General features: G+C 68.8%; 19 protein-coding genes and 1 pseudogene. 6 read left to right on the top strand and 14 right to left on the bottom strand.

The genetic code is table 11. The features are described from left to right. Window positions 1-30 precede the first annotated feature (30 nt). From MNR01_RS12115 to MNR01_RS12090, 6 genes are all read right to left on the bottom strand, one after another. Window positions 31-510: an NUDIX domain-containing protein gene (locus tag MNR01_RS12115; RefSeq protein ID WP_241918043.1), complete on the bottom strand. Its 480-nt coding sequence runs from the start codon at window positions 508-510 to the stop codon at window positions 31-33. 55 nt (window positions 511-565) lie between these two features. Continuing rightward, window positions 566-2,179, bottom strand: coding sequence for a PepSY-associated TM helix domain-containing protein (locus MNR01_RS12110; protein ID WP_241920611.1), 1,614 nt, complete (start codon window positions 2,177-2,179; stop codon window positions 566-568). A gap of 4 nt (window positions 2,180-2,183) precedes the next feature. Continuing rightward, window positions 2,184-2,447, bottom strand: coding sequence for a hypothetical protein (locus tag MNR01_RS12105; RefSeq protein WP_241918042.1), 264 nt, complete (start codon window positions 2,445-2,447; stop codon window positions 2,184-2,186). Next, window positions 2,447-2,728: a hypothetical protein gene (locus tag MNR01_RS12100; protein ID WP_241918041.1), complete on the bottom strand. Its 282-nt coding sequence runs from the start codon at window positions 2,726-2,728 to the stop codon at window positions 2,447-2,449. Before MNR01_RS12100 ends, MNR01_RS12105 begins: the two co-directional genes overlap by 1 nt. A gap of 10 nt (window positions 2,729-2,738) precedes the next feature. Further along, window positions 2,739-4,862, bottom strand: a complete 2,124-nt coding sequence (locus tag MNR01_RS12095; protein ID WP_241918040.1) for a TonB-dependent siderophore receptor — start codon at window positions 4,860-4,862, stop codon at window positions 2,739-2,741. A gap of 255 nt (window positions 4,863-5,117) precedes the next feature. Further along, a complete protein-coding gene (locus MNR01_RS12090) occupies window positions 5,118-5,894 on the bottom strand; it encodes an SDR family oxidoreductase (protein WP_241918039.1) in 777 nt (258 codons plus the stop codon). 128 nt (window positions 5,895-6,022) lie between these two features. Between MNR01_RS12090 and MNR01_RS12085 the strand changes: the two genes are divergently transcribed. Then, window positions 6,023-6,226 carry a hypothetical protein gene (locus tag MNR01_RS12085; RefSeq protein ID WP_241918038.1) on the top strand — a complete coding sequence of 68 codons (204 nt, stop codon included), beginning with the start codon at window positions 6,023-6,025 and terminating at the stop codon, window positions 6,224-6,226. 82 nt (window positions 6,227-6,308) lie between these two features. Here the strand turns inward: MNR01_RS12085 and sppA are convergent, their stop codons facing one another. Together sppA and MNR01_RS12075 are read right to left on the bottom strand one after the other, a co-directional pair. Further along, a complete protein-coding gene (gene sppA, locus MNR01_RS12080) occupies window positions 6,309-8,192 on the bottom strand; it encodes a signal peptide peptidase SppA (RefSeq protein ID WP_241918037.1) in 1,884 nt (627 codons plus the stop codon). Between the two features lie 135 nt (window positions 8,193-8,327). Then, entirely contained in the window at window positions 8,328-9,710 is a 1,383-nt protein-coding gene (locus MNR01_RS12075) for an MATE family efflux transporter (protein WP_241918036.1), read from the bottom strand. A gap of 156 nt (window positions 9,711-9,866) precedes the next feature. Here MNR01_RS12075 and MNR01_RS12070 point away from each other — a divergent pair, with 156 nt between their 5' ends. Continuing rightward, window positions 9,867-11,360, top strand: coding sequence for a DUF3667 domain-containing protein (locus MNR01_RS12070; protein WP_241918035.1), 1,494 nt, complete (start codon window positions 9,867-9,869; stop codon window positions 11,358-11,360). Window positions 11,361-11,513: 153 nt separating this feature from the next. On the opposite strand, the gene MNR01_RS12065 is transcribed toward MNR01_RS12070, so the two are convergent. Together MNR01_RS12065 and MNR01_RS12060 are read right to left on the bottom strand one after the other, a co-directional pair. Beyond that, on the bottom strand, window positions 11,514-12,140 hold the full coding sequence (locus MNR01_RS12065) for a DUF3106 domain-containing protein (protein WP_241918034.1): 627 nt from the start codon (window positions 12,138-12,140) through the stop codon (window positions 11,514-11,516). After that, on the bottom strand, window positions 12,130-13,140 hold the full coding sequence (locus MNR01_RS12060) for a sigma-70 region 4 domain-containing protein (protein ID WP_241918033.1): 1,011 nt from the start codon (window positions 13,138-13,140) through the stop codon (window positions 12,130-12,132). The genes MNR01_RS12065 and MNR01_RS12060 overlap by 11 nt, the downstream gene beginning before the upstream one ends. Window positions 13,141-13,601: 461 nt before the next feature. Here MNR01_RS12060 and MNR01_RS12055 point away from each other — a divergent pair, with 461 nt between their 5' ends. Further along, complete coding sequence (locus tag MNR01_RS12055) at window positions 13,602-15,785, top strand: primosomal protein N' (protein WP_241918032.1); 2,184 nt, start codon at window positions 13,602-13,604, stop codon at window positions 15,783-15,785. On the opposite strand, the gene MNR01_RS12050 is transcribed toward MNR01_RS12055, so the two are convergent. The 3 genes and pseudogenes from MNR01_RS12050 to MNR01_RS12040 form a co-directional block, all read right to left on the bottom strand. Further along, the gene (locus tag MNR01_RS12050) at window positions 15,779-18,205 is read right to left on the bottom strand and encodes a hypothetical protein (RefSeq protein WP_241918031.1); all 2,427 of its coding nucleotides are present in this window, start codon (window positions 18,203-18,205) and stop codon (window positions 15,779-15,781) included. The genes MNR01_RS12055 and MNR01_RS12050 overlap by 7 nt on opposite strands. Window positions 18,206-18,270: 65 nt before the next feature. Further along, on the bottom strand, window positions 18,271-19,011 hold the full coding sequence (locus tag MNR01_RS12045; RefSeq protein WP_241918030.1) for a protein-L-isoaspartate(D-aspartate) O-methyltransferase: 741 nt from the start codon (window positions 19,009-19,011) through the stop codon (window positions 18,271-18,273). Window positions 19,012-19,092: 81 nt separating this feature from the next. Next, window positions 19,093-19,815, bottom strand: a pseudogene (locus MNR01_RS12040) (NYN domain-containing protein); the annotation flags it as partial. A 136-nt stretch (window positions 19,816-19,951) separates the two neighbouring features. Here MNR01_RS12040 and tal point away from each other — a divergent pair. From tal to MNR01_RS12025, 3 genes are all read left to right on the top strand, one after another. Then, window positions 19,952-20,902 carry a transaldolase gene (gene tal / locus MNR01_RS12035; protein WP_241918028.1) on the top strand — a complete coding sequence of 317 codons (951 nt, stop codon included), beginning with the start codon at window positions 19,952-19,954 and terminating at the stop codon, window positions 20,900-20,902. A 118-nt stretch (window positions 20,903-21,020) separates the two neighbouring features. Further along, entirely contained in the window at window positions 21,021-22,331 is a 1,311-nt protein-coding gene (locus MNR01_RS12030) for an MFS transporter (protein ID WP_241918027.1), read from the top strand. Then, the gene (locus MNR01_RS12025) at window positions 22,328-23,593 is read left to right on the top strand and encodes an NAD(P)/FAD-dependent oxidoreductase (protein WP_241918026.1); all 1,266 of its coding nucleotides are present in this window, start codon (window positions 22,328-22,330) and stop codon (window positions 23,591-23,593) included. The genes MNR01_RS12030 and MNR01_RS12025 overlap by 4 nt, the downstream gene beginning before the upstream one ends. Before the next feature lie 142 nt (window positions 23,594-23,735). Here the strand turns inward: MNR01_RS12025 and rpoH are convergent, their stop codons facing one another. After that, the gene (rpoH, locus tag MNR01_RS12020) at window positions 23,736-24,626 is read right to left on the bottom strand and encodes an RNA polymerase sigma factor RpoH (RefSeq protein WP_241918025.1); all 891 of its coding nucleotides are present in this window, start codon (window positions 24,624-24,626) and stop codon (window positions 23,736-23,738) included. Window positions 24,627-24,660: the final 34 nt, after the last annotated feature.

Here is a 24,660-nt window from a genome sequence, read left to right as displayed (position 1 = left end):
AGGTGCTGCGGCGGGCGGCCGTGCGCGGGCTCAGCCCGGCCCGCGAAGGCACAGTTCGCGCGCCGGCGACGCGACGCCGGTGACGTACTCGACCACCGAACGCAGGCCGTCCTTGAGGCCGCGGTAATGGACCAGCGCCAATGCCTCGTCGACCGTGACCCAGCGGTAGTCGGCGTGTTCCAGCGGGTTGAGGCGGACCTCATCGGCGTCGACCTGCGCTGCGAACACGCTCACCAGCTGCATCTCGTCGAAGCGGCGGTTGTAGATCGTGTACGCGTGCTCGGCGGCCCAGATGGCGCTTGCCTCGATGCCGTACGGCGCCAGGACCCGGTCGATGGCCTGGGTCATCGATTCGGCCTCGGCGCGTGCGCCGCTGGCAAGCTGCCAGAAGCGGCCGCCGTTGAAATACCGGTCCGCCTTGTGCTGCGACGAATGCAGCAGCAGGTAGCGGACGGCGTCGGCGTCACGCCGGAATGCCCATACATCGAAGACGCGAGGGTTGAGCTGCATGGTCGTATGCCCGAGTGCGGCGCGAAGACTCTAGCACCGTGCCCGTCGCCGCGGGCTAGTCGGTCACCAGGCTCGCGGCCGCCTGCGCCGCCCGTGCGCGCGGGTCGGCCCAGACGCTGTTGGGTTCGCCGTCGCGGGCGCGCCGTGCGGTGGCACGCGCCAGCCAGCCAAATCCGAAAGCCATCGCCAGCGCGCCGGCATCGATGGAGAACAGCGACCATTGGCCCTGCATCGCCGTCAGCCATGGCCAGGCGCCGGTCACCACTCCGTGTGCCAGCGGCACCATAGCGGTGGTGATCGCCGCGGCCCACAGAAGCTCCTGCGCGGCCCGCACCGGCGGACGCAGCGCCGCCCACAGTGCACACAGCGCCCAGCTGACGAAGCACGCGATCCTGATCGTCACTTCGATGTCGCCGCCGATGCGCAACGCCGGCCACTGCGCCAGCTGCGTGGCGATGAACGCCATCGAGATCGCCACGCACACGCCGATGCAGACGCCGACCGTGGCGCGGGCCATGCCGAGCTGCGCCCTGCCCTGCTCGGCCTGGCGTCGCTTGCGGCGCGACTCCACCCACAGCAGGTTGCCGGAATAAAACAGGAACGCGCCGCCGATGCCGAGCACGAAATACAACACTTGCACCCAGGCGTTGCCGTACTCGCCGAAATGCAGCGCGTAGGCCGAGGCCAGGGTGGCGTGGTTGGCGTCGCGGCTGCCCGGTAGCTGCGTTGCGAGCACGGCGCCGGTGTTGGCGTTGAGTGCAACCGCACCGACCGGGCCGAGCGACCCGGGCGATTCGCCGGAAATCTCGATCGTGGCATTCGCATCGCCGGCATGCGCGAGCTTGAAGTAGGCCGGCTCGAACGACGCCAGGCCCTGCGCGCGTGCGACTTCAATCGCGCGCGCATGCAGCATCGCCAGCGATCCCATCGGCAGCGCGCGGCCAGCCGCGCTCGATGCCGGCGCGGTGTCCATCGCCGGGCCCAGCGCCGTCATCAGTTCGCCGCGATAGGCCAGCGGGTTGAGCGCCAGCAGCACGACCATCGCCAGGCTCAACAGCGCGCCGGTGACGGCGAACATCAAGTGCATCGGCAGGCTGAGCACGCCGATGACGTTGTGCGCGTCCTGCCAGAAACGCTTGAGGTTCCGGCCGGGGCGCAGCGCGAACAGGTCGTCGGCGAGCTTGGGCAGATGGATCACCAGGCCGGAGATCAGCGCCAGGCCGTACAGCAGGCTGATGATGCCCATCAGGTAGCGGCCCGCGACCGGAATGCCCACGGTGTAGTGCAACTCGTTGACCAGCTCCGACAGCGCGCCGCCGGGCATCTTGTCGCCGCCGTCGAGGTTGTCGAGCGTGGCGTAGCGCCACTGGCCATTCGCGTCCTGCCAGTAGCTGGCTGCCTGCGGGTACTCGCCACCGGGGAACACCATGCCGACGTGCTCGCGCGCCCTGGGATGGCGGGCCAGCGTTTCGTCGAGCAGCCGCTGCGCATCGGCCAGTCCCTGCTCCGCCGACTGCGCCGCGTGCGGCGTCTGCCAGGCCTGCAGGTCGTGGTGGAACACCGTGATCGCGCCGGCGTAGAACGCCACGAACAAGGCGAAGCCGGCGACCAGGCCGACCCAGGTGTGCACGCTGGTGAAGGTGCGCAGGGTGTTGGACTTGAGCTTGATCACGTCAGCGCACCCACTGCAACGTCTGCAAGAGCCACAGCGTGGCGAGGCTCACCGCCGCGCCGCCACCCAACCAGGCCCACGCGCGCTTGCCGTTGCGGCACTGGAAGGCCAGCGCCATCACCGCAATCCAGACGGCGAAGAACGCGACGATGCCGGCGACCAGCGTCGACTGCCACGGTCCCGGCAGCAGCCAGCAGGCCAGGCCGGTCACGCCGGCCGACAGCAGGAAACCTGGAATCGCGGCGGCGGTGGCGCGGCCCCACATCAGCGCGACTCCTTCGGGTGTGCGGGCGAACGCAGGGCGAGGTACGGCAGCGCCATCATGCCCAGCATCCAGGTGCCGAGCATCGCGCACAGGCCAGCGCCACCGCCGAGCAGGCGCATCCACAGCACCAGCCCGACCACCGCCAGCGCCAGGCCGATGCGCGTGGAGCGGTGCGGGTGCTTCGGGCGCGGCGTCCAGCGGCAGTTGCGCGAACCGGCATACAGCGCCAGCGCCGACAGCAGCGTGCTGATCAGTGCCGACAATGCCAGTGCCGTTTCCATGCCAGTGCGCTTACCAGTGGAAGCGTGCGGTCGCGGTGACCGTGCGCGGATAGCCGTAATAGCACCAGGCCGCGCTGTTGCAGGCGCTGATGTATTCCTTGTCGGTCAGGTTGTTGGCGTTGAGCTGCAGGCGCCACTGGCCGATGTCGTAGTGCACCGCGGCGTCGAACAGCGTGTACGACGGCGTCTGCCACAGATTGTAGGCGTCGCCGTAGTGTTCGCCGGTGTAGCGCACGCCGCCGCCGAAGCCCAGGCCCGACAGCGCGCCGGAGGTGATCGTGTAGTCGGCACCGAGCGAGGCGACCTGCTCGGGCTGCAGCGCGATTTCCTTGCCCAGCGACAGCGGGTCGGTCGACTGGGTGACTTCCGAGTCGGTGTAGGTGTACGCGCCGTAGATGCTGAAACCGTTGCCGACGTTCCAGCGGCCTTCCAGCTCGATGCCGTTGACCTCGGTCTCGCCCTGCTGGACCGAGAACAGGGTGTGGTTCGGGTCGACGGTGAGAGTGTTCTGTTGCACCAGACGGTAGACCGCCAGCGTCGCGAGCACGCGGTTGTGCGCGGGCTGGTACTTCATGCCGGCCTCGATCTGCTCACCGGTGGTCGGCACGAACGCGTTGCCGTTGAAATCGGTGCCGACCGTCGGCTGGAACGACTGCGAGTAACCCACGTACGGCGCAACGCCGTTGTCGAACAGGTAGTTGATGCCGACGCGGCCGGAGAACTCGTCGTCGCTCTGGTGGCTGCTGGCGCCGTCGATCAGCTCGCGCGTGTCGGTGCCGACCCAGTCCTGGCGACCGCCGAGCGTGACGACCCAGCGGTCGAGCTTGATCTGGTCCTGGATGTACAGGCCGGTCTGGTCCTGGTCCTGCACGGTGCGCGAGGTGTAGTCAGGCTTGACGATCGGGCTGCCATAGACCGGGTTGAAGATGTCCAGCGTCGGCGCGGTGAACGCGAACGCCTGCGCGTACTCGTTGCGACCATCGCGGTAGTCCAGGCCGGCGAGCAGCGTGTGCTGGGCGCGACCGGTGTTGAAGGCGAAGGTCAGCTGGTTGTCGATGCCGGTGTTCTTCGACTCTTCCTCGGTCGCCCACAGATAGCGGAACAGCGTGCGCTGGTCGGCGAGCAGGCCGAACGCGCCGACCGCAACCGCCGGGTCGATGTCGGTGGTGCCGTAGCGCACGTTCTGCTTGAACACAGTGCCGCCGCCGAAGTCGTGGCTGTACTCCCAGCCCAGCGACTTCATGGTCTTGTCGTAGGTGTTGTAGCCCGGCTCGCCGGTGAAGCGGTTCATCGGGATCTTGCCGTTCGGGTTCGGCAGCAGCGTGCCTTCCGACGGCAGGAAACCGGCGCCGGCGATGGTGTCGTTGCGCTGGTAGCGTGCCAGCAGCGTCAGCGTGTTGGCATCGTCCGGCTTCCAGGTCAGCGCGGGCGCGATGTAGTAGCGGTCGTCGTGGACATGATCGACGACGTCATCGCTGTTGCGGGCCAGGCCGGTGAGGCGATACGACCATTCGCCATTGCCACCGAGGGCGCCGCCGAAGTCGAACGCGGCCTGCACCATGTCGTAGCTGCCGGCCTGCAACTCGACTTCATGCAGCGCCTCGTCGACCGGGCGCTTGCTGACGTAGTTGACCAGGCCGCCGGGCGGCATCGCACCGTAGGTGACCGAGGCCGGCCCCTTCAGCACTTCGATGCGCTCCAGGCCGAACGGCTCGATGCGGGTGATGCTGGTGCCGGATCCATCGGCGAGGGCGAGACCGTCGAGGTAGCGTGCCGGCGTGAAGCCGCGCACCAGCAGCCAGTCGCTGCGCGGGTCGGGACCGTAGCCGCCGCCCTGGGTGCCGGCGGTGTACCAGACCGCTTCCTCGGCACCGTGCACCGCGCGGTCGCGCAACTGCTGATCGGTGATCACCGACACCGAGGCCGGGATCTCGCGCAGCGGGGTATCGGTCTTGGTCGCGCTGCCGCTGCTGCGGGCCAGCGGGGCGTGCACCTCGACCGAGTCCAGGTCGGTGGCCGACGGCGAGGCCGTCTGGGCCTGCGCGGCGACCGGCGCGGTCACGGCAGCAGCGAGGGCCAGCACGAGGGCGCGGCGGGAGACAACGGCGGAGGTGGCGGCGCGGCGAAGGGACATGTGGGAACCAGAGGAAGGGGCGGGCACCCCGTCCATGGGGTTGCGGCGGGCACCGGGTGAAACCGGTGGACATTCCGCCCGGCAGTAGATGGGAATGATTCGCATTCTAAGGGTGGGGCCGGCCTCAGGGCAAACGGCGGGCGGCCGCACCTCCGCCCGTCATTGCCGCGCAGGCGGAAATGACGGCGCGAGGGGCAACGCCCATGGATTCCCGCCTGCGCGGGAATGACAGTCTGGAGGGACGGAGTAAGCGCCTCAGAACCCGTAGCGCAGGAACCCGCCGTCTACCGCGATGCACTCGCCGGTCACATACCCGGCCGCCGGCAGGCACAGGAAGGCCACCGCCGCCGCCACTTCCTCCGGCTCGCCAATGCGCCCCAACGGCGTGCGCAGCAGCACCTCGTCGAGGTAGTCCGGATCGGCCAGCTTGTCGGAGGTGCGGCGCGTGCGGATGTACCACGGCGCCACCGCGTTGACGCGGATGCCGTCCTCGGCCCACTCGACCGCGAGGTTGCGCGTCATCTGGTGCATCGCCGCCTTGCTCATGCCGTACGGCGCGCCGGTGCGCACGTGGGTCATGCCCGAGACGCTGCCGACGTTGACGATGCTCGACGCGGCGTGCCGGGTCAGCAATGGATGCGCATAACGCGAGAGCTCGAACGCGGAGAACACGTTCACCTCGAACACCTGGCGCCATTCGTCCTCGGTGTAATCGGTGGCGACCTTGCTGACGTTGCCGCCGGCATTGTTGACCAGGATGTGCAGGCCTTCGCCGAAATCCTCGACCCAGTCCAGCAGCTCGCGGCGCTGCTCCTCGTCGGCGACGTCGGCGACGAAGCCCTGGATGTCACGTTCGGGGAAGTCCTCGACCAGCTCGCTGCGCGCGGCATCGAGCGCGGTCGAGTCGCGCGCGGCGAGCAGCACGTCGGCACCGAAGCCGAGCAGTTCGCGTGCGATCGCGCGGCCGATGCCGGCGCTGCCGCCGGTGACCAGGGCCAGTTGTCCGTCCAGGCGCCAACGCTTCGGGTCCATGCCGCTCTCCGGTATCGCACTGCGTGAAGTGGGTCGCGCCTTGGCACGTTGCCGCACGCGACGGCCGCTGTAGCATAGCCGCCAGACCAGTCGAGGGTGCCCGGATGTCGCGATCGCTGCTGTGCGCAATGACTACGCTGGCACTGCTGGCCGGGTGCTCCAGGCCCCAGCCGCCTGAGAAGGAACGTCCGCCGGAGCCGCAGGCCACGCAGCTGCGCGATGCGATCCAGGCGCCGCTGGACAAGGCGCGTGCGGTGGAGGCGGACACCGCGAAAGCGGCCGAGCAGCAGCGGGCGGCGATCGACGCGGCCGAGTCGGGCACCGGCGACTGAGCGTCCAACAAAAAACGCCCGGCTTCGGCCGGGCGTTCTGTAGTCGCCTCCCTTCCTTGGCGGAAGGGAGGCAGGGCAACCATCACAAACCGCAGAAGCAGTACGCCAGCGCCTTCACCGGCACGCCGCGCGTGGGCTGGATCGCGCCTTCGAGGAAGCGCAGGTCGGCCGCGGCCTGCGGCGAAGCCTTGGCCAGCAGGCTGCGGGCGATGTCGGACTCCCGCAGCCAGGCGCCGCCGGCACGACTGCCGATGAAGCCGGTGAAGAAGCGCTCGAACGGCGTCGCTGCCTTCTCGATGTAGCGCACGTGGTAGCTGTCCTTTTCGAGCTTGGCCTTGGTGGCGGCGAAATCGATCGCCTGCTGCAGGCCGCCGAGTTCGTCGACCAGACCGCGCTCCTTCGCCTGCTCGCCGCTCCAGACCCGGCCGCGGGCGATCGAGTCGACCTGTTCGACCGGCTTGTTGCGGGCCGTGGCGACGCGACCGGTGAAGTCGCGGTAACCCTTGTCGATCACCGACTGGATCACCTGGCCGACTTCCGGCTGCAGCGGCCGGGTGATGTCGAACGCGCCAGCGAAGCGGGTCGTGCCGACGCCGTCGGAATGCACGCCGATCTTGTCGAGTGCGCGCGGGATGGTCGGGATCAGGCCGAAGATGCCGATCGAGCCGGTGATGGTCGAGGCATCGGCGTAGATGCGGTCGGCATCCATCGATATCCAGTAACCGCCCGAAGCGGCCAGGTCACCCATCGACACCGTTACCGGCTTGCCGGCCTTCTTCAGCGCGACCACTTCGCGGCGGATCTGCTCGGAAGCGAACACCTCGCCACCGGGCGAGTCGACGCGCAGGACCACGGCCTTCACGTTCTCGTCGTCGCGCGCTTCGCGCAGCAGGGCCGCGGTGGACACGCCACCGACCGTGCCCGGCGGCTGCTCGCCGCCCTGGATCTCGCCTTCGGCCACGATCACGGCCACCTGCGGGCGGCGCAGATCGACGGCGTCCAGGCCGCTGTCCAGCTGCACCAGGTACTCGTCGAGCGAGGCCTGGCGGAAACCGCCGTCGGCATCGTCATCGGCGACACCGCGCTGGATCAGCAGGTCGTCGACCTCCTCGCGGGTCTTCAGGCCGTCGACCAGCCGGGTCCGCAGCGCGAACTTGGCCAGGTCGCCCTGGGCATCGGCGATGCCGACCGGCATCTGCTCGATGCCCTGTGCCAGCTGCGCGACATCGAGCTTGCGCGCCTTGGCGACGTCGCCCAGGTAGCGCTGCCAGAGGTCGTTCATCCAGAACAGGTCGGCTTCCTTCGCTTCCGGCGACGCCGCGTCGAGCACGTACGGCTCGGCCGCCGACTTGTACTCGCCGACCTTGAACAGGTGCACGTCGACACCGAGCTTGTCCTGCAGGCCCTGGCGGTAGTACGTGCGATAGCGGCCGAGGCCTTCCAGCAGCATCCCGCCCATCGGATCGAGGTAGACCTCGTTGGCCTGCGCGGCCAGCAGGTACTGCTTCTGGTCCATCATCTCGGCGAACGCCACGACCTGCTTGCCGCTGGCCTTGACCCGCGCCACCGCCTGCGCGACTTCGCGCAGCGAAGCGAAGCCACCGGCCTCGAGTTCGTCCAGGTCGAGCACGACGCGCTCGATGCGCTTGTCCTCGCGCGCCGCATCCAGTGCGCGCACCAGGTCGCGCAGCTGCACTTCGCCGCCGCGCTCGCCCAGGGCCTTGCCCAGCGCGCGCGTCAGCGGGTCGCTGCTGTACTGCTCGACCAGGGTCCCTTCCGGCGCGATGACCAGCGTGGTGCGATCGAGCAGCGGCTTGGTCCGCGGGCCCGACATCATGATCGCGAGGAACAGGAAAAGCAGGAAGAAAAACACCAGGTTGAGGACCAACCTTCGGGTGAAGTTCATCGCATCCCACAGCCCGACGAAGAAGCGGGCGATCGGGCCACGACGGGGCGTATCGTTCATTGCAAAGGCTCCTGGCTTACGTTTCCAGCCTAATCCCGGATGGCATGGAATTCACCCGCCATTCGTAACACGCCCTAGCGGCCATTGGCGTGATGCGGCGGTACGGAGGTGTGACAACGGCCGGCCGATGCCGGTTCAAGGACCGCGCATCACCAGCCGGTCGGGCTGGCTCGAACGCAGGAATCGGCTGCACAACAGCAGCGCGGCCACGCTCAGTCCGGCGATCAGGCCGATCCACATGCCCTTCGGTCCCCACCCCAGCCCAAGCCCGAGGCCGGCGCCGAGCGGCATGCCGATGCCCCAGTAGGCCAGCACCGCCAGCACCATCGGCACGCGGGTGTCCTTGAGCCCGCGCAGTGCCCCGGCCGACAGGACCTGCACGCCGTCGGGGAACTGGAACGCCGCCGCGTACAGCAGCAGGGAGGCGGCCAGCGTCGCCACCGCCGCATCGGCGGTATAGAAACTGACCAGCAGGTCGTTGCCGGTCAGCAGCACCAGGCCGGAAAACAGCTGCGTGCCGATCACGATCGCGTAGCCGGCATAGGCGGCACGTCGCACGCCGGCGAAGTCACCGCGGCCGAGCGCATGGCCGACACGCACGGTGGTGGCCTCGGCCAGGCCCATCGGCACCATGAAGCACAGCGATGCCAGGTTGATCGCGATCTGGTGCGCGGCCGCCGGCACTTCGCCCAGGCGCCCCATCAGCAGTGCGGTGGCGATGAACAGTCCGCCTTCCATCAGCACCGTCACGCCGATCGGCAGGCCGGTGGCGAGCAGGTTGCGGACGATGGACCACTCCGGCATGTCGAAGCGCTCGAACAGCTTCAGGTCGGCGAAGCGCTTCGATCGCCACAGCACGACGGCAAAGCCAATCGCCTGCATCCACAGCATCATCGCCGAGGCCACGCCGAGTCCGCCGGCCCCCATCTCGGGGAAGCCGAACTTGCCGAAGGTGAGCACGTAGCCGACGGGCAGCAGGATCAGCAGGCCGCCAGCGCTGAGCACCAGAGTCGGCAAAGTCCAGTGCAGGCCTTCGCTGAGATAGCGCATGCAGAAGAACAGCGTCAGCGCCACCACGCCCCAGCGGATGCCGTGCAGGAAGGCGGTGGCACCGGGAATGATCTCGGGGGTGATGCCCATCGGGCCCAGCGCGAGCGGGATGAAGGTCAGGAAGGCGAACAGCACCAGCCCCAGGCCGAGCGCCAGCCACAGCGCCTGCCGGAACAATGCGCCGATCTGGTTGCGCTGTCCGGCGCCGTCGAGCTGCGACACCGACGGCGGCACCGACAGCAGCGTCCCGATCGGCACCATCATCGGCAGCCACCACAGCGCCGTGCCGATGGTGACCGAGGCCAGCGTGGTGGTGCTGTGGTGGCCGGCCAGGACGTTGTCGACGAACGCGATCAGGCCGGTCGACAGGTGCCCGCCCACCAGCGGCGCGGCAAGGATGGCGGTGGTGCGGACTTCGCCGAGCAGCCCTTTGCGGGCAGGAACGGCGAGCGTGGGAGACGGGGACATCGTTACAACCAGACGCACGACTGCGGCCGCGCGACCGAATCCGATGTCGGGCGCTGGCGCCGGGTCGCGGCGGGCCGCTATCTTAGCGGCTTGATCTGAACAGCTCGTTGCCATGGCCTGCACATGCCGTGGCACCCAGGGGAGAGGGAACAACCGATGAGCGCAAAGGGACACGACATTCCCAGCCATTGCGAAAACTGCAATGCGCCCCTTGAAGGCCACTATTGCCACGACTGCGGGCAGTCGGTGGTCAATCCGGTGCGCGACGCCGGGCATGCGCTGGAAGAAGTGTTCGAATCGTTCTGGCATCTGGACGGCCGCATCTTCCACACCCTGCGCGACCTGCTGTTCCCGGGACGCGTCGCCAACAACTACCTTGCGGGCCAGCGCGCGCGCTACGTCGCACCGCTGCGGCTGTTCCTGGTGCTGAGCGTGGTGACCTTCTTCTTCGCCCAGATGGTCATCCACGTCGACAACAACGACAGCGCCAATCCGATGGTGCAGCTCAAGGATGGCGTCTCCAGCAACAAGAATTCCGCCAAGCAGTCCAAGGCCTTCGCCAAGGCGACCAGCATTGCCGACGTCGAGCAGGTCCGGCGCAAGAACCTGGCCGACCTGGCCGAGGCGCGTTCGGCGATCCCGGCGGTGCTGCTGCACGCGCGCAAGGCGATAGACGTAGCGATCGAGGACGTCAACCGCGCCGCCGACGGCCGCATCGAGGCCATCGGTCGCGAGAAGGGCATGAGCGCCGAACAGATCGCCGCGGCCAAGACCGACGGCGCACGCCGCGCCGCCGTCGCGATGGAGACGGCGAAGCAGAACCTCGAGAAGGCCGCCGACCTGGCGACGCTGCAACGCCTGCGCGACGAGCGGCTGGCGCCGCACCACGTCAAGCTGGCCGGGTTGCCGGCCAACGCCGCGGCTGCGCGTCGCCACGAACTCAACGAGATCCGCGACATCAACATCGCCGCCGGCTGCCGGGCCGCGCAGCTGCAGATCGCCGATGCGACCAGCACCGAAGGCGACCGCGTTCGCAAGGAGTCCGAGGATGCACGCATCTATGGCGATCCGGACTGCTACGACCGCCTGACCCTGTTCGGCAGCGAAGAGCCGTGGGACGAGGAAACCAATCCGCTGGTGATCGGCTCGGCGCCGGGCTTCGTCAATCACTGGATCAATCGCCAGATCGCACATGGCCGCGAGAACGTCTCGCGCGCACAGAAGGATCCGGGGCTGTGGGTGCGCGCGCTGCTCGCCGCGGTGCCCTCGGCGCTGTTCCTGCTGGTGCCTGTATTTGCCCTGCTGCTGAAGCTGGCTTACCTGGGGTCCGGCCGGCTGTACCTGGAGCACCTGGTCATCGCCCTCTACAGCCATGCCTACATGTGCCTGACGATGCTGGCGTTCCTGATCCTGATCGCGCTCGACAACGCGATCTCGCCGCACTGGGCCGGCTACGGCTGGATCAGCGGCTTGCTGGTGACGCTGCTGTGGCTGTGGCTGCCGTTCTACCTGCTGCTGATGCAGAAGCGCGTGTATCGCAACGGCTGGCCTGTGACCGTCCTGCGATACCTGGTGATCGGCAATCTCTATTTCGTCCTGCTCGCCTTCGCCGCGACCTTCCTCGCCCTGGCGAGCCTGGTGCGGATGTGAGTTCGGGCGGCGGCGAGGTCGTGGAGTCCTTGGAGGTCGTGTACGAGATGCGCAGCGAAGGACTGGCGCGGTTCGGCGACGCGTTCCGCGCGCAGCGCCGGGTGCTCATCGTGCTGGAGCGCTTCGCTCCGCACGCGTAGGGTTCGACGCCGGTCAGTGCTGCAGCTGCTGCCACAGCCAGTCGCCGCGCCCTTCGGCCCCGGCGGCCAGCAGGCCGCGGCGCAGCGCCTCGCGCTGGGTCGGCGGCGTCCGCTGGGCCAACACGCCCAGATCCCTGCGCTGTTGTGCCGTCATCGTCCGCAGCGCCTGCATCAGCGCTGCGTGCTCCTGCTCCGGTACCTGCGCCAGCAACGGCTGCAACATCGCGTAGTCGCCGCCGAGCGCGGGCCCCAGCAACCAGCCCCGTTGCTCACTTTTGTCGAGCGCGTCGAACTGCGCCCGCCAGGCGCGCTGCTGTTCTGCCGGCAGCGTCGCCAGCTGCGTGGCGGCGGCCTGGATGCGGACCTGTTCGTCCACCGGTAACGCACGCCAGGCCTGATAGCGCTCGCGGAAGGCATCGCGTTCGCTGCGCGGCAGGGCATCCCACTGCGCGGCACGCCGTGAATAGTCCGCGCGCTGCTGCGGCGACCAGGCGGCCCATTGCTGCGTTTGCCGCTGCAGTTGCGCGTGCGCGGCCGGTGGCAGCTTCGCCAGCACGTCGCGCAGCTCCGGTGGGGTCGATCCGGCCGGGGCGACGGCCAGCAGCAGCGCCATGGCGAGGAAACGACGGTTACGGCGCATCGGACGACTCCGTCTCGGTCTCGCTGCCGGTCGGGGGCCCGGTGGCCGGTGTCGGTGCGATCGCATCGGCGGGCGGCACGTCGCTGGGCGGAGCGGGCTCGGTCACGCCCGCGGCCTGCTGGGCGGCGTACCAGCTGTGGAACTCGAGGTCGCCGGCATCGACCTGCGCCTGCGGATCGGCTAGCAGCTCGAAGTCGCGGTGGGCGACCAGGGCGGTTTCCGGGGAGTAGCGCGCGGCCGGCTCGTCACCTTCCGGCAAGGGTTCCACGCGGACGCGTTTCACGCCCGGCTCCAGGCCGAGCGCGCGCTGCCAGGGCGTCAGCAGGTCGGGCCAGATGAAACTCACCGCCAATGCCAGCACGCACGTCGCCAGCAGCACCCACAGCGACGCCATCAGCCAGCGCGGGCGACGGCGGGCACTGGCCGCATCGGCGGACGACGAAGCCGGTGCCGGGCCGCGCATCACCGCGTCGCGGGCGGCACTGAGCCGCACCAGCCGGTCGGCCGGCAGGGTCTTGATCCGGCGATGGATCTGCTCGCGAAGCCGCTGCCACGCCTCGGGATCGGCGCGGCCGTCCTCGTGGTGCGGCAGCGCCCGCTGCAAAGCCAGGCGGAAGCTCGGCTGGGACACGCCCAGCACGGCCGCGCCCTCGTCCTCAGAGAGCCCGGCGGCCACCCGTAGCAGCAAGGCCGCACGCGGACCGCTGCCGAGCTCGCCGAGGCGGTCGGTGACATCGATCGGCAAGGCCACCGCGGTGCGGTTGCGCAGCTGCGGCTGGGCCAGCAGCAGGCTCCAGAACCGGGTCGGCCAGGCGGGCATCGCCAGTGACTCGGCCTCGCCGCGGAACTGGGCCATCGCCGTCGCCAGGGCGGCATCGCCCGAGCCGGCATCGCCGGCCTGGAGCTCGGCCAGGACCGCGCCACGGCGCTCCACTCCGCGCAGGAACGCGGACAGGGCGGGGGGCGGAGTGGAGTTGTGGGAGGGGGAAGAAACGCTCATCGGGACTGCATCACCATGCCCCGCATCATAGCGATGCCGGCATGCCACAAAACCGCTTGACAACGCGCTAACACGTGCTCCGCGAAGCGGGACGTGGCTTGCACCCGAAAAGCGGTTGTGCACAGCAGTAATGGAATCGTCACGGTCGGACGCCCGACCCCGGTGCGTGACCGCATGACAGCGATGTTTCACAGTCAACTATATGATTTAAAAGAGAATAACCGCGTTGGCACTTTTTTCACCAACGTGGCCACGAGGCCTGTTTTTCTGTAGTCGGACCAATCTGCCGACACACCATGCACAGATTTATCCACAGGCGATGTGGATAAGGCCCAATTGCCTTTTACTTCCATCACTTGCGTGACTTTTGTCACAGAGTGGGCAGCAATGCCCCGCAACTCTCCGGACCGCTCATGGGCATCCTCGTGGCTCGGTAGACTGCGCCGATGCCCGATGCCCCGATGCCTGATTCGCCGGTCTGGCGACTGGCCCTGCCGCTGCCCCTGCCCCGCCTTTTCGACTACCTGCCCCCCGTGGGCGAGGCAGCGAGCGCGGGCGACGTCGGCAGCCGGGTGCGGGTGCCGTTCGGCAGCCGCGAACTGGTCGGGGTCATCGCCGAGGTTGGCGCTGCCGGCGATGACGCGCCCCAGCTCAAGCACGCCATCGCCCGGCTGGATCCACAGCCGCTGTTCCACGGCGAGCTGCTCGAGTCGCTGCGCTGGCTGGCGCGATATACCCATGCCCCGCTCGGCGAAGTGCTGGCCACCGCACTGCCGGCCACCCTACGCCGCGGCGAGGCCCTGGCCGATACCCACGCCTGGGCCTGGCAACTGACCGAGGCCGGGCAGACCGCGCGCGAGCGACTGCGCGCCGGCAAGCCGCGGCGACTGGCGGACCGGTTGCAGGACGGTGCCTGCGACGAAGACACCCTGGACGACGAACTCGGAGACTGGCGCAGCGCCGCCCGCGCCCTGGCCAAGCGCGAACTGGCCGAACGCATCGCCGTGCCGGTGACGCAACGGGCACCGGCGCCCCGGCCCGGCCCGGCCCTCAACGCCGAGCAACAGACCGCCGTCGACGCGGTGCTGGCCAGCCGCGACGGCTTTGCCGCCCTGCTTCTCGACGGCGTCACCGGCAGCGGCAAGACCGAGGTCTACCTGCACGCGATCGCCGACTGCCTCGCGCGCGGCCGCCAGGCGCTGGTGCTGGTGCCGGAGATCGGCCTGACCCCACAGACCCTGGCGCGCTTCCGCGCCCGCCTCGGCGTGCCGGTGCATGCCCTGCACTCGGGCCTGGGCGACGCCGAGCGCGCCCGCACCTGGGCCGCCTTCGCCCGCGGCGAGGCGCGGGTGGTGGTCGGCACGCGCTCGGCGGTGTTCCTGCCGATGCCCGACGCCGGCCTGATCGTGATCGACGAAGAGCACGACGGCAGCTTCAAGCAGCTCGACGGCATCCGTTACCACGCCCGCGACTTCGCCCTGGTGCGCGGCAAGACCCTCGGCATTCCGGTTGTGATGGGCAGTGCGACGCCGTCGCTGGAGACCCTGCGCAACGCCCAGACCGGTCGCTACACGCACCTGCGCCTGCGTGAACGCGCCGGCGATGCGCAGCCGCCGAGCGTGCGCGTGTGCGACGTGCGCAAACGCCCGCTGGAGGCCGGCCTGTCGCAGGAGCTGCTGGACACGATCGGCCGCGCCCTCGATGCCGACGGCCAGGTGCTTGTGTTCAAGAACCGCCGCGGCTATGCGCCCGTGCTGCTGTGCCACGACTGCGGCTGGAGCGCGCAGTGCCAGCGTTGTGATTCGCCCATGACCGTGCACGCCGGCGGCCGGCGCCTGCAATGCCACCACTGCGGGGCACGCCGCCCCGTGCCCAACGCTTGCCCCGACTGCGGCGGGCTTGCGCTGCAGGCGCAGGGCGCGGGCACCGAGCGCATCGAGGAAGCGCTGACCGCGCGCTTTCCCGACGTCCCGGTGCTGCGCATCGACCGCGGCACCACCCAGCACCGCGACGCGCTGGAACAGCACCTGGCCCGCTTTGGCACGCAGCGCGGGATCCTCGTCGGCACGCAGATGCTGGCCAAGGGCCACGATCTGCCGCAGCTGACGTTGGTGGCCGTGGTCGGCATCGACGAGGGCCTGTTCTCGGCCGACTTCCGCGCACCGGAGAAACTGGCGCAGCTGCTGATCCAGGTGGCCGGTCGCGCCGGCCGCGCCGAACGCCGCGGCGAAGTGCTGCTGCAGACCCATCACCCCGGCCACCCGTTGCTGGCGACGTTGCTGACCGGTGGCTACTCCGCCTTCGCCGAAGAAGAGCTGGCGCAGCGCGAAGCCGCCGGTTTCCCGCCGTTCGCACACCTGGCGATGCTGCGCGCGGAAGCCAAGCAGACCGAAGCCTGCGAAAGCTTCCTGCGTTCGGCGCGCGCGATCCTGCACGACACCGGCGCCGCCCTCGACCTGCACGGACCACTGCCGGCGCCGATGCCGCGCCGTGCCGGCTACCAGCGCGCGCAGCTGCTGCTGTCGTCCGCCGACCGGCGCACGCTGCATTCAGCGCTGGATGCCGCGATGCCGGCGATCCACGCCCTGCCCGACGCCCGCAAGGTGCGCTGGTCACTGGATGTCGACCCGGTCGATCTCTACTGATCGCGCGCCCGCACCGGCCACACCCACGCGGCGCACACATAGAGCACCAGCGCGATCAGCAACGTCGCGCGCAGCCCGAAGGCCATCGCCAGCAGCAGCGCCAGGATCGCCGCCAGCACCGAAGCGCACCCGTTGAGGCCCCACGCCCACGGTACGAATCCCGGCGCCGACCGCGCCAGGCGCGCCAGCCCCAGCGGGAACGGCATCCCCATCGCGAATGCCATCGGCGCGATGCCGGCCAGCCCGAGCAGCGTGCGCGCCGCCGGCGGCCACGACGCGGCGTACTCCATGGCGATGGCGAACATCGCGAACTGCCACAGCAGGCCCAGCGCGATCGCGCGTACCGCCCAGCGGATGCGCAGCGTGATGGCCAGCGTCGAGGTGTCACCGCGTTCAAGCCAGCGCTGTGCCTGCACGCTTCCCGCTCCGGCGAACAGCAGCACGCCGGCCAGTCCGGCGGTGGCTGCCAGCAATGGATGTCCTACCAGAAGCGTCAACCGCGACAGCGTCGCGATCTCGATCAGCAGGAACGCCAGCCCCAATGCGACGAAGTACGCGGCGGCGCGTGTGCGCGATATTCCGCCACGCTGCCCGGCATCGACTCGCGCCAGCACCCGCAGCGGCAGCAGCACCAGCAGCAAGGCCAGTGGCAACGCCTGCAGCAGCGCTGCCACCAGCAGCAGATAACCCGAATCGAGCAGCACCGCACTGCCCTCCCCGCGCAGCTTCCAAAGTTCCGGCAGGCTGCGCCAGCGGAAGTAGTGACCGAAGTACGGCCGGTCATCGCTGGCCGGCTCGATCATGAACTTGTAGTCGTCGATGAAGTCTTCCGCGCGTGGCGACAGCAAGGCCTGCACGCCATCGAACAGGTACGGCGGATCCAGCACGTGCAGGTTGTTTGCTGGCCTGACCCCGATGCCCGGCAACTGCACCACATCGAAGCCGCGCGCCCCGGCGAAACCGGCCATCGCCGCGACTTCGTCCGGCGCGAAGGGTCGCCGCGACAGCAGCCAGGTGCTCGCATCCCAGTTGCGGATCGCCGCGACATGCTGCCCCGGCGCGACAGCGCCCTGCAGCTGCAGCGCCCGGACCATCGTCGCCAGGAGCTTGAGTTCATCACGCGGTGGCTGCTTGCTCCAGCGGGTGATGGCGATCATTCCCGTTGGCGACAGGCGCTGGAGGTAGTCGCTCATCGCTTCGACGGTCAGCGCGTACTGTTCGCTTGCCGACTGCACGCCGGCGCCGCCGCTGGCGAACGATTCGCCACCTGCCAGCACGATCAGGTCGTGCTGCCCCCGCGCCGCGCGAACGTGCGCACGCGGATCGGCGACGACCGCGTGCACGCGCGGATCGCGATAGAGCTGACCCGCATAGCGAGCCTCGTCGTCGCGCACCATGGCCAGTCGCTGCGCGGACAACTCGACCGCATCGACGCGGCCGGCACCCAGCGCCAGCGCCTGCAGAACGTCCATGCCCCCGCCTGCACCCAGCACCAGCACCGACCGCGGCTTTCGTGCGTGATACGGCAACGCGGATGTCATCGCGTCGAGCCACTCGCGCGGTGGCGCCCCGGTATCACGCGTGATCACCGACAAGCCATCGCCGTCGGTGAACAGACCCCGCTGTGCCGGCGGCTCGCCCGCGAAGCCCAGGCTCAAGCCGGGCGCATGGCGCAGCGGCACCTGCGGACAGTCGAGCACGGTCATCCAGCCGTAAGGTCCCCAGCGTTGCGCGATCACGCGGGCCTGCGGCAACAGCAGCGCCTTGCTCAGGCCCTTGTAGGGGTTGGGTTGCGGAAGCAGCAGCCTGGTGGGTATCAACGCCACCAGGACGATCGCGACCAGCAGCGCCACGATCCGGCGCCCGTTGACCCGCGACACCAGGAAGGCCGCCCAGGCGCCGCCCAGTGCCGCCAGTACCAGACCGCGTCCGGTCGGCAGGAAGCCCAGCGCCAGGGCCACCAGCGCGCCAGCGCCAGCTCCTATCAGGTCGGCACCGTAAAGCGCCGGAATGCGCGCGCCGTGACGGGCGAATGCCAGCCCGAAACAACTGGCCGCGAAGAAGAACGGCACGGCCAGCACCAGATAGAGCGCACACAGCCACAGCAACTGGCGCGGATCCCAGACCAGTTCCAGGCCGTTGAACGGAATCGCGCGTGCAACCAGCAGGGTCAGCGCTGCGCTGATGGCGAACAGCAACGCGCAAGCGACGAACACGGCTTCGAATCGCGGCGCCAGGAATTCGCTGCCGCGGCCGCGCAACCACACCGCAAGCCAGGTGCCGCTCGCGCCGTGCCCCAGCAGGGCAAGGCTGATGATCATCACCGCGAACGGATGCCAGTGCTCGATCGCCAGCCAGCGCATCAACAGCAACTGGTACGCCAGCGCCGCCGCCGATATCAATGCGATGGCAAACGGCAATCGCCCCTGGACTTCATCCGGAGCCGCGGCAGGAATGCCAGCTTCGGGAGCGTCCGCCACGAGCGTCAGTGCCCGCCCGTCAGTGGCACGAAGCGCACCGGCAGCACCTGCCGTGTCCGTGCGCGCCCCTGCGCGTCCTTCTCCACCAGCATCAGCGTCTGGGTGAAGAAACTGCTGCCGACCGGGATCACCATGCGCCCGCCGGGCTTGAGCTGGGCCAGCAGCGGCGGTGGTATCGAGGACGCCGCCGCCGTGACGATGATCGAATCGAACGGCGCCCGGTCCTTCCAGCCGTAGTAGCCGTCGCCCTTGCGCGTGGTGACGTTGGCATGGCGTCCCAGTCGCTTCGCTGCCTGGTCTGCAAGTGGCGCAATGATCTCGATCGAATACACCTGCACGTCGAACTCCGCCAGCACCGCCGCCTGGTAGCCCGAACCGGTGCCGATCTCGAGGATCTTCTGGCCCGTGCGCGGTCGCACCAGCGTGGTCATCAGGGCGACGATGTACGGCTGCGAGATGGTCTGCCCGTGGCCGATGGCGAGCGGACGGTTCTCGTAGGCGTGCTCGCGTTCGCTGGCGGGCACGTACTGGTGGCGTGGCACCCGTGCGAGCGCGTCGAGCACGTCGCGGTCGATGCGCGCGGTGGTGCCGGCGCCGGCCCGCGCCTCGGCCTGGAGTTCGGCAATCAGCGCGCGCCGTGGTTGCGAATACGCGTCGCCCTGCCGCGCGTGCGCGACTGCGCTGCATAGCGCCACGACCAGCACGGCCATGCGCGCGATTCCGGCGATGGTGGCACCGCCCTGCATGGCGGCGAGTCTAGGAGCTGCCCCGTTACCCTTTCGGCAAGGGCCGCGTGAAGGCCATCAGGCCTTCTTGACGGCCGTTGTCTTGGCCCGCTGCCGGGGCCGGATCCACAGGATCTGGTTTTCGCGATTGACCTCGAACAGGCCCGTAGCCTCGATCAGGTCGCTGAGTTTGCGGAAGCCGTAATTGCGCGGATCGAACGAGGCCTGGTTGCTGATCTGGTGGCCGACCTGCCCCAGGTGCGCCCAGCCGTCGTCGCCACTGGCCGACTCCACCGCGCTGCGCAGCATCTGCAGCAGCCGGGTGTCGTCGCGCAGTTCCTTGGCAGTGCGCGGCTTGGTCGCCACCGCCGTGGCTTCGGTGTTCGGTTGCACCAGCGCTTCCAGATAGGTGAACTTGGAACAGGCGTTGACGAATGGCAACGGCGTCTTCTTCTCGCCGAAGCCATACACCTTCACGCCTTCGGTCAGCAGCCGCATCACCATCGGCGTGAAATCGGCATCACTGGACACGATCGCGAAGCCGTCGAGGTTGCGCGCGTAGAGCAGGTCCATCGCGTCGATGACCATCGCCATGTCGGAGGCGTTCTTGCCGCTGCTGTAGGCGAACTGCTGGATCGGGCGGATGGCGTACTCGTGCAGCGTCGCCTCCCAGCTCTTCAGGTGGGGGCTCTTCCAGTTGCCATAGGCGCGGCGGACGTTGGCCACGCCGTGGCGCGCCACTTCGGCCAGGATCACGTCGATCTTGGCGGCCGGCGCGTTGTCGGCGTCGATCAGCAGGGCAATGCGGCGCTCGGGTTCGGCCATGACACGCTTCCATGCTGGGTCCCGGCGAGCCTACCCCAGGCGGGCAGTGTCGGGATGACATGCATCACCGTACGAATGTTAGCGCTACCATGATCTAATCGGAGAGAATGAGCCCGACACCGAAGCCACCGACACCATGACCAGCCAGCTCGAACAACTGCGCACCCTGTCCGCCGTCGTCGCCGACACCGGCGACATCGAGGCGATCGCCCGCTTCCATCCGCTCGACGCCACCACCAATCCGTCGCTGCTGCTCAAAGCCGCCTCGATCCCCGCCTATTCGCCGCTGATCGACTCGGCACTGGCGCAGGCGCGCGGCGCCGACCTCGCCGAGCGCGTGGCCGATGCCTCCGATGTCCTGGCGGTCACCATCGGCACCGAGATCCTCAAGCTGATCCCGGGCCGGGTCTCGACCGAGGTCGATGCGCGCCTGAGCTTCGACACCGACGCCACCCTGGCCAAGGCCCGCAAGCTGGTCGCGCTGTACGAGAAGGCCGGCATCGGCCGCGAGCGCCTGCTGATCAAGACCGCTTCGACCTGGGAAGGCATCCGCGCCGCCGAACAGCTCGAGCGCGAAGGCATCAACTGCAACCTCACCCTGCTGTTCTCGTTCGCCCAGGCCGTGGCCTGCGCCGAGGCCGGCGTGTTCCTGATCTCGCCCTTCGTCGGCCGCATCCTCGACTGGCACCTGGCCAACGGCGGCGAGAAGCCGGCCACGCCGCAGGACGATCCGGGCGTGCAGTCGGTCACCCGCATCTGGCACCACTACAAGCGCCACGGCTTCAACACCGTGGTGATGGGCGCGAGCTTCCGCAACACCGGGCAGGTGCTGGCGCTGGCCGGTTGCGATCGCCTGACGATCTCGCCGGAACTGCTGGCCGAACTGGCCGCCAGCGAAGGCGGCGTGCCGCGCGCGTTGAACGACACGGGCGATCGCGCACCGGCGCCGGCCGTGCTCGACGAAGCGGCCTTCCGCTGGCAGCACAACGAGGATGCGATGGCCAACGACAAGCTCGCCGATGGCATCCGCCGCTTCGCCGCGGATCAGCGCAAGCTTGAGGCGTTGCTGGCCGATCGGCTTCGCTGAGCGGAGCATCGGGCGACGTTGTCGTTACGTTTCCCGGGTGCGGCCGACGGCTTACCCGGGCTACGCGCATGAGCGGCCTGGGCTGAGGCAAACTGTGCGCATGGATGCGACGACCCGGATGACACCCGCCCACCGCCTGCGCAGCATCTTCAGCGGTTCGGTCGGCAACCTGGTGGAGTGGTACGACTGGTACGCCTACTCCGCGTTCGCCATCTACTTCGCACCGCATTTTTTTCCAAAAGGCGACACCACCGCGCAGTTGCTCGATACCGCCGCGGTGTTCGCGGTCGGCTTCCTGATGCGTCCGGTCGGCGGCTGGCTGATGGGGTTGTACGCCGACCGCCACGGCCGCAAGGCGGCGCTGATGCTGTCGGTGCTGCTGATGTGCGCCGGCTCGTTGCTGATCGCCGTGGCACCGGGCCATGACAGCATCGGCCTGGCCGCACCGGCATTGCTGGTGTTCGCGCGCCTGCTGCAGGGCCTCAGCGTCGGCGGCGAATACGGCACCTCGGCCACCTACCTGAGCGAGATGGCCGATGCGCGCCGTCGCGGCTTCTGGTCGAGCTTCCAGTATGTGACGCTGGTGATGGGACAGCTGATCGCGCTGGCGCTGCTGGTACTGCTGCAACGCCTGCTGCTCACCGAAGAACAGCTGCACGACTGGGGCTGGCGGATCCCGTTCGTGGTCGGCGCGATGTGCGCGGTCACCGCGCTGTACCTGCGACGCGGCATGCAGGAGACGGAGTCGTTTGTCGCCGCCGCCAGCCAGGATCCGAAGCGCCGCGGCAGCCTGCGCGTGCTGCTGCAGCATCCGCGCGAGGTGCTGACCGTCGTTGGCCTGACCATGGGCGGCACGCTCTCGTTCTACACGTTCACCACCTACCCGCAGAAGTTCCTGGTCAACACCAGCGGCTTCAGCAAGGCCGATGCCACGCTCATCTCGGCGGTATCGCTGCTGGTTTTCATGCTGCTGCAGCCACTGGTGGGCGCGCTGTCCGACCGCACCGGGCGGCGCCCGATCCTGATCGCCTTCGGCGTGCTCGGCACGCTCTTCACCTACACGATCCTCAGCGGCATCGCGTCGGCGAGCAGCGTGTGGAGTGCGTTCGCGTGGGTCATGACCGGGCTGGTGATCGTCAGCGGCTACACGTCGATCAATGCGGTGGTGAAGGCCGAGTTGTTCCCGGCGCACATACGCGCGCTCGGCGTCGGGCTGCCCTATGCATTGACCGTGTCGGTGTTCGGCGGCACCGCCGAGTACCTGGCGCTGTGGTTCAAGGAAATCGGCCACGAGTCGTACTTCTACTGGTACGTGACTGCATGCGTCGCCGTGTCGCTGTCGGTGTACGTGTGCATGCGCGACACCAAGCACCACTCGCGCATCGACCGCGACCACGAAGACGCCCATCAAGGAGCAGCCAAGGCATGAGCTCGACCCCTGCGCGCACGCGCATCGTTGTCGTCGGCGGCGGTTTTGGCGGCCTCTGGGCGACGCGGGCACTGGCCGGCGACGATGTCGACATCACCCTCATCGACCGGCGCAACCACCACCTGTTCCAGCCGCTGCTGTACCAGGTCGCCACCGCCGGCCTGTCGTCGCCCGATATCGCCGCGCCGCTGCGACACATCCTGCGCAACCAGCGCAACGTGGAAGTGCGCCTGGGCGAGGTCACCGGCATCGATACGCAGTCGCGTGCGGTCACGCTCGCCGACGGCGAGCAACTGCCCTACGACTACCTGCTGCTCGCCAGCGGCGCGACGCACGCGTACTTCGGCCACGACGAATGGAGCAGCAATGCGCCGGGGTTGAAGACGCTCGACGACGCACTGGCGATCCGGCGCCGCCTGCTGCTGGCATTCGAACGCGCGGAGGCCTGCGACGACCCCGATGAGCGGGCGGCATGGCTGAGCTTTGCCGTCGTCGGCGGCGGCCCGACCGGTGTCGAACTGGCCGGGACGCTGGCGGAGATTGCGCGGCATACGCTCAAGCGCGAGTTCCGCAACATCGATCCCTCGCATGCGCGCGTGCGGCTGATCGAAGCAGGCCCACGCGTGCTGGCCTCGTTCCCGGAGTCGTTGTCGGCCAAGGCGCAGCGGCAACTGGAGAAGCTGGGCGTCGAGGTCGTGACCGGCACGCCGGTCAGCGCGATCGATGGGCGCGGCTTCACCCTGGGCGATCAGTTCGTGCCTGCGCGCACCGTGTTGTGGGCGGCAGGCGTCGCCGCCTCGCCGCTGGGAGCACTGCTGGGTGTCGAGCGCGATCGCGCCGGGCGCGTGCCGGTGGCGTCCGACCTGAGCGTGCCTGGCCATCCGGAAATCTTCATTGCCGGCGACCTCGCCAGCGTCGTGCAGGACGGCAAGCCGGTACCCGGCGTGGCGCCGGCGGCCAAGCAGATGGGCGCGCACGTGGCGACGGCGATCCGCGCCCGTTTGTCCGGCAAACCGGCGGTGCCGTTCCGCTATCGGGACTTCGGCAATCTCGCCACGATCGGCCGCATGGCCGCGGTGGTCGACCTGCACGGGTTCAAGTTGTCAGGGCTGCTGGCGTGGTGGTTCTGGCTGGCCGCGCACGTGTTCTTCCTGATCGGCTTCCGCAACCGGATCATCGTGCTGATCAACTGGGCATGGGCGTACTGGAGCTACCAGCGGCATGCGCGGATCATCCTGGGGCAGGACAGATCCACGCCGTAGCCCGCAACCCGTAGCCCGGGTAAGCGAAGCGCACCCGGGGATCGGGCCGTGACGCTCCCGGGTGCGCTTCGCTTACCCGGGCTACGTTTGGACGAGAACGGCCCGGTTTCCAGGGCCGTTGTGCATTACGTCGCGTTGATGCTTACGCCGCGAACAGCGCGCGCATCTTCTTGAGCGCGTTCGCCTCGATCTGGCGGATGCGCTCGGCGCTGACGCCGTACTCGTCGGCCAGCTCCTGCAGCGTGATCTTGCTTTCGTCGTCGAGCCAGCGGCGCTTGATGATGTCGCGCGAACGGGCATCGAGCTCCTGCAGGCCTTCGCGCAGCAGTGCCAGGTGGCCGTCTTCCTCGTCTTCGCGCTCGTAGGTCTGCGAGGGATCCTCGCCGTCGGCACGCAGGTAGGCGACCGGCGACGGCGGTGCGCCATCGTCGTCATCGTCCGGGGCGTCGAAGCCGATGTCGCGGCCCGACAGGCGCGATTCCATCTCCAGCACTTCGCGCTCGGAAACGTTCAGGTCCTTGGCTACCGCGCGGACTTCCTCGGCGTTCATCCAGCCCAGGCGGGTCTTGGACTTGCGCAGGTTGAAGAACAGCTTGCGCTGCGCCTTGGTCGTGGCGACCTTGACGATGCGCCAGTTCTTGAGGATGAACTCGTGCATCTCGGCACGGATCCAGTGCACGGCGAACGACACCAGGCGCACGCCCTGGTCGGGGTCGAAACGCTTGACCGCCTTCATCAGGCCGATGTTGCCTTCCTGGATCAGGTCGCCGATCTGCAGGCCGTAGCCGTTGTAGCCACGGGCGACGTGCACGACAAAGCGCAGGTGCGAATGCACCAGCTCGCGGGCAGCGTCGAGGTCTTCGCCTTCGCGGAAGCGGCGGGCCAGCGCCTGTTCGTCTTCGGCAGTCAGCACCGGGATGCGGTGCACGGCGTTGACGTAGGCGTCCAGCGAGCCGAGCGCGCTCGGCACCGGCAGGTTGTTGGCAACCAGGGCAGTGGACAGGCTTGCGTTGGAAAGGCTGTTCGTGGTCATGGCAGGCATCTTAGCAGTCGGGTTGTAGGACTGC

Origin of the sequence: Lysobacter sp. S4-A87 (genome assembly GCF_022637455.1) — a bacterium.
GTDB lineage: Bacteria > Pseudomonadota > Gammaproteobacteria > Xanthomonadales > Xanthomonadaceae > Lysobacter_J.
Note: the sequence above shows the minus strand (reverse complement) of the source record. Positions and strands in the feature narration are given on the sequence as shown.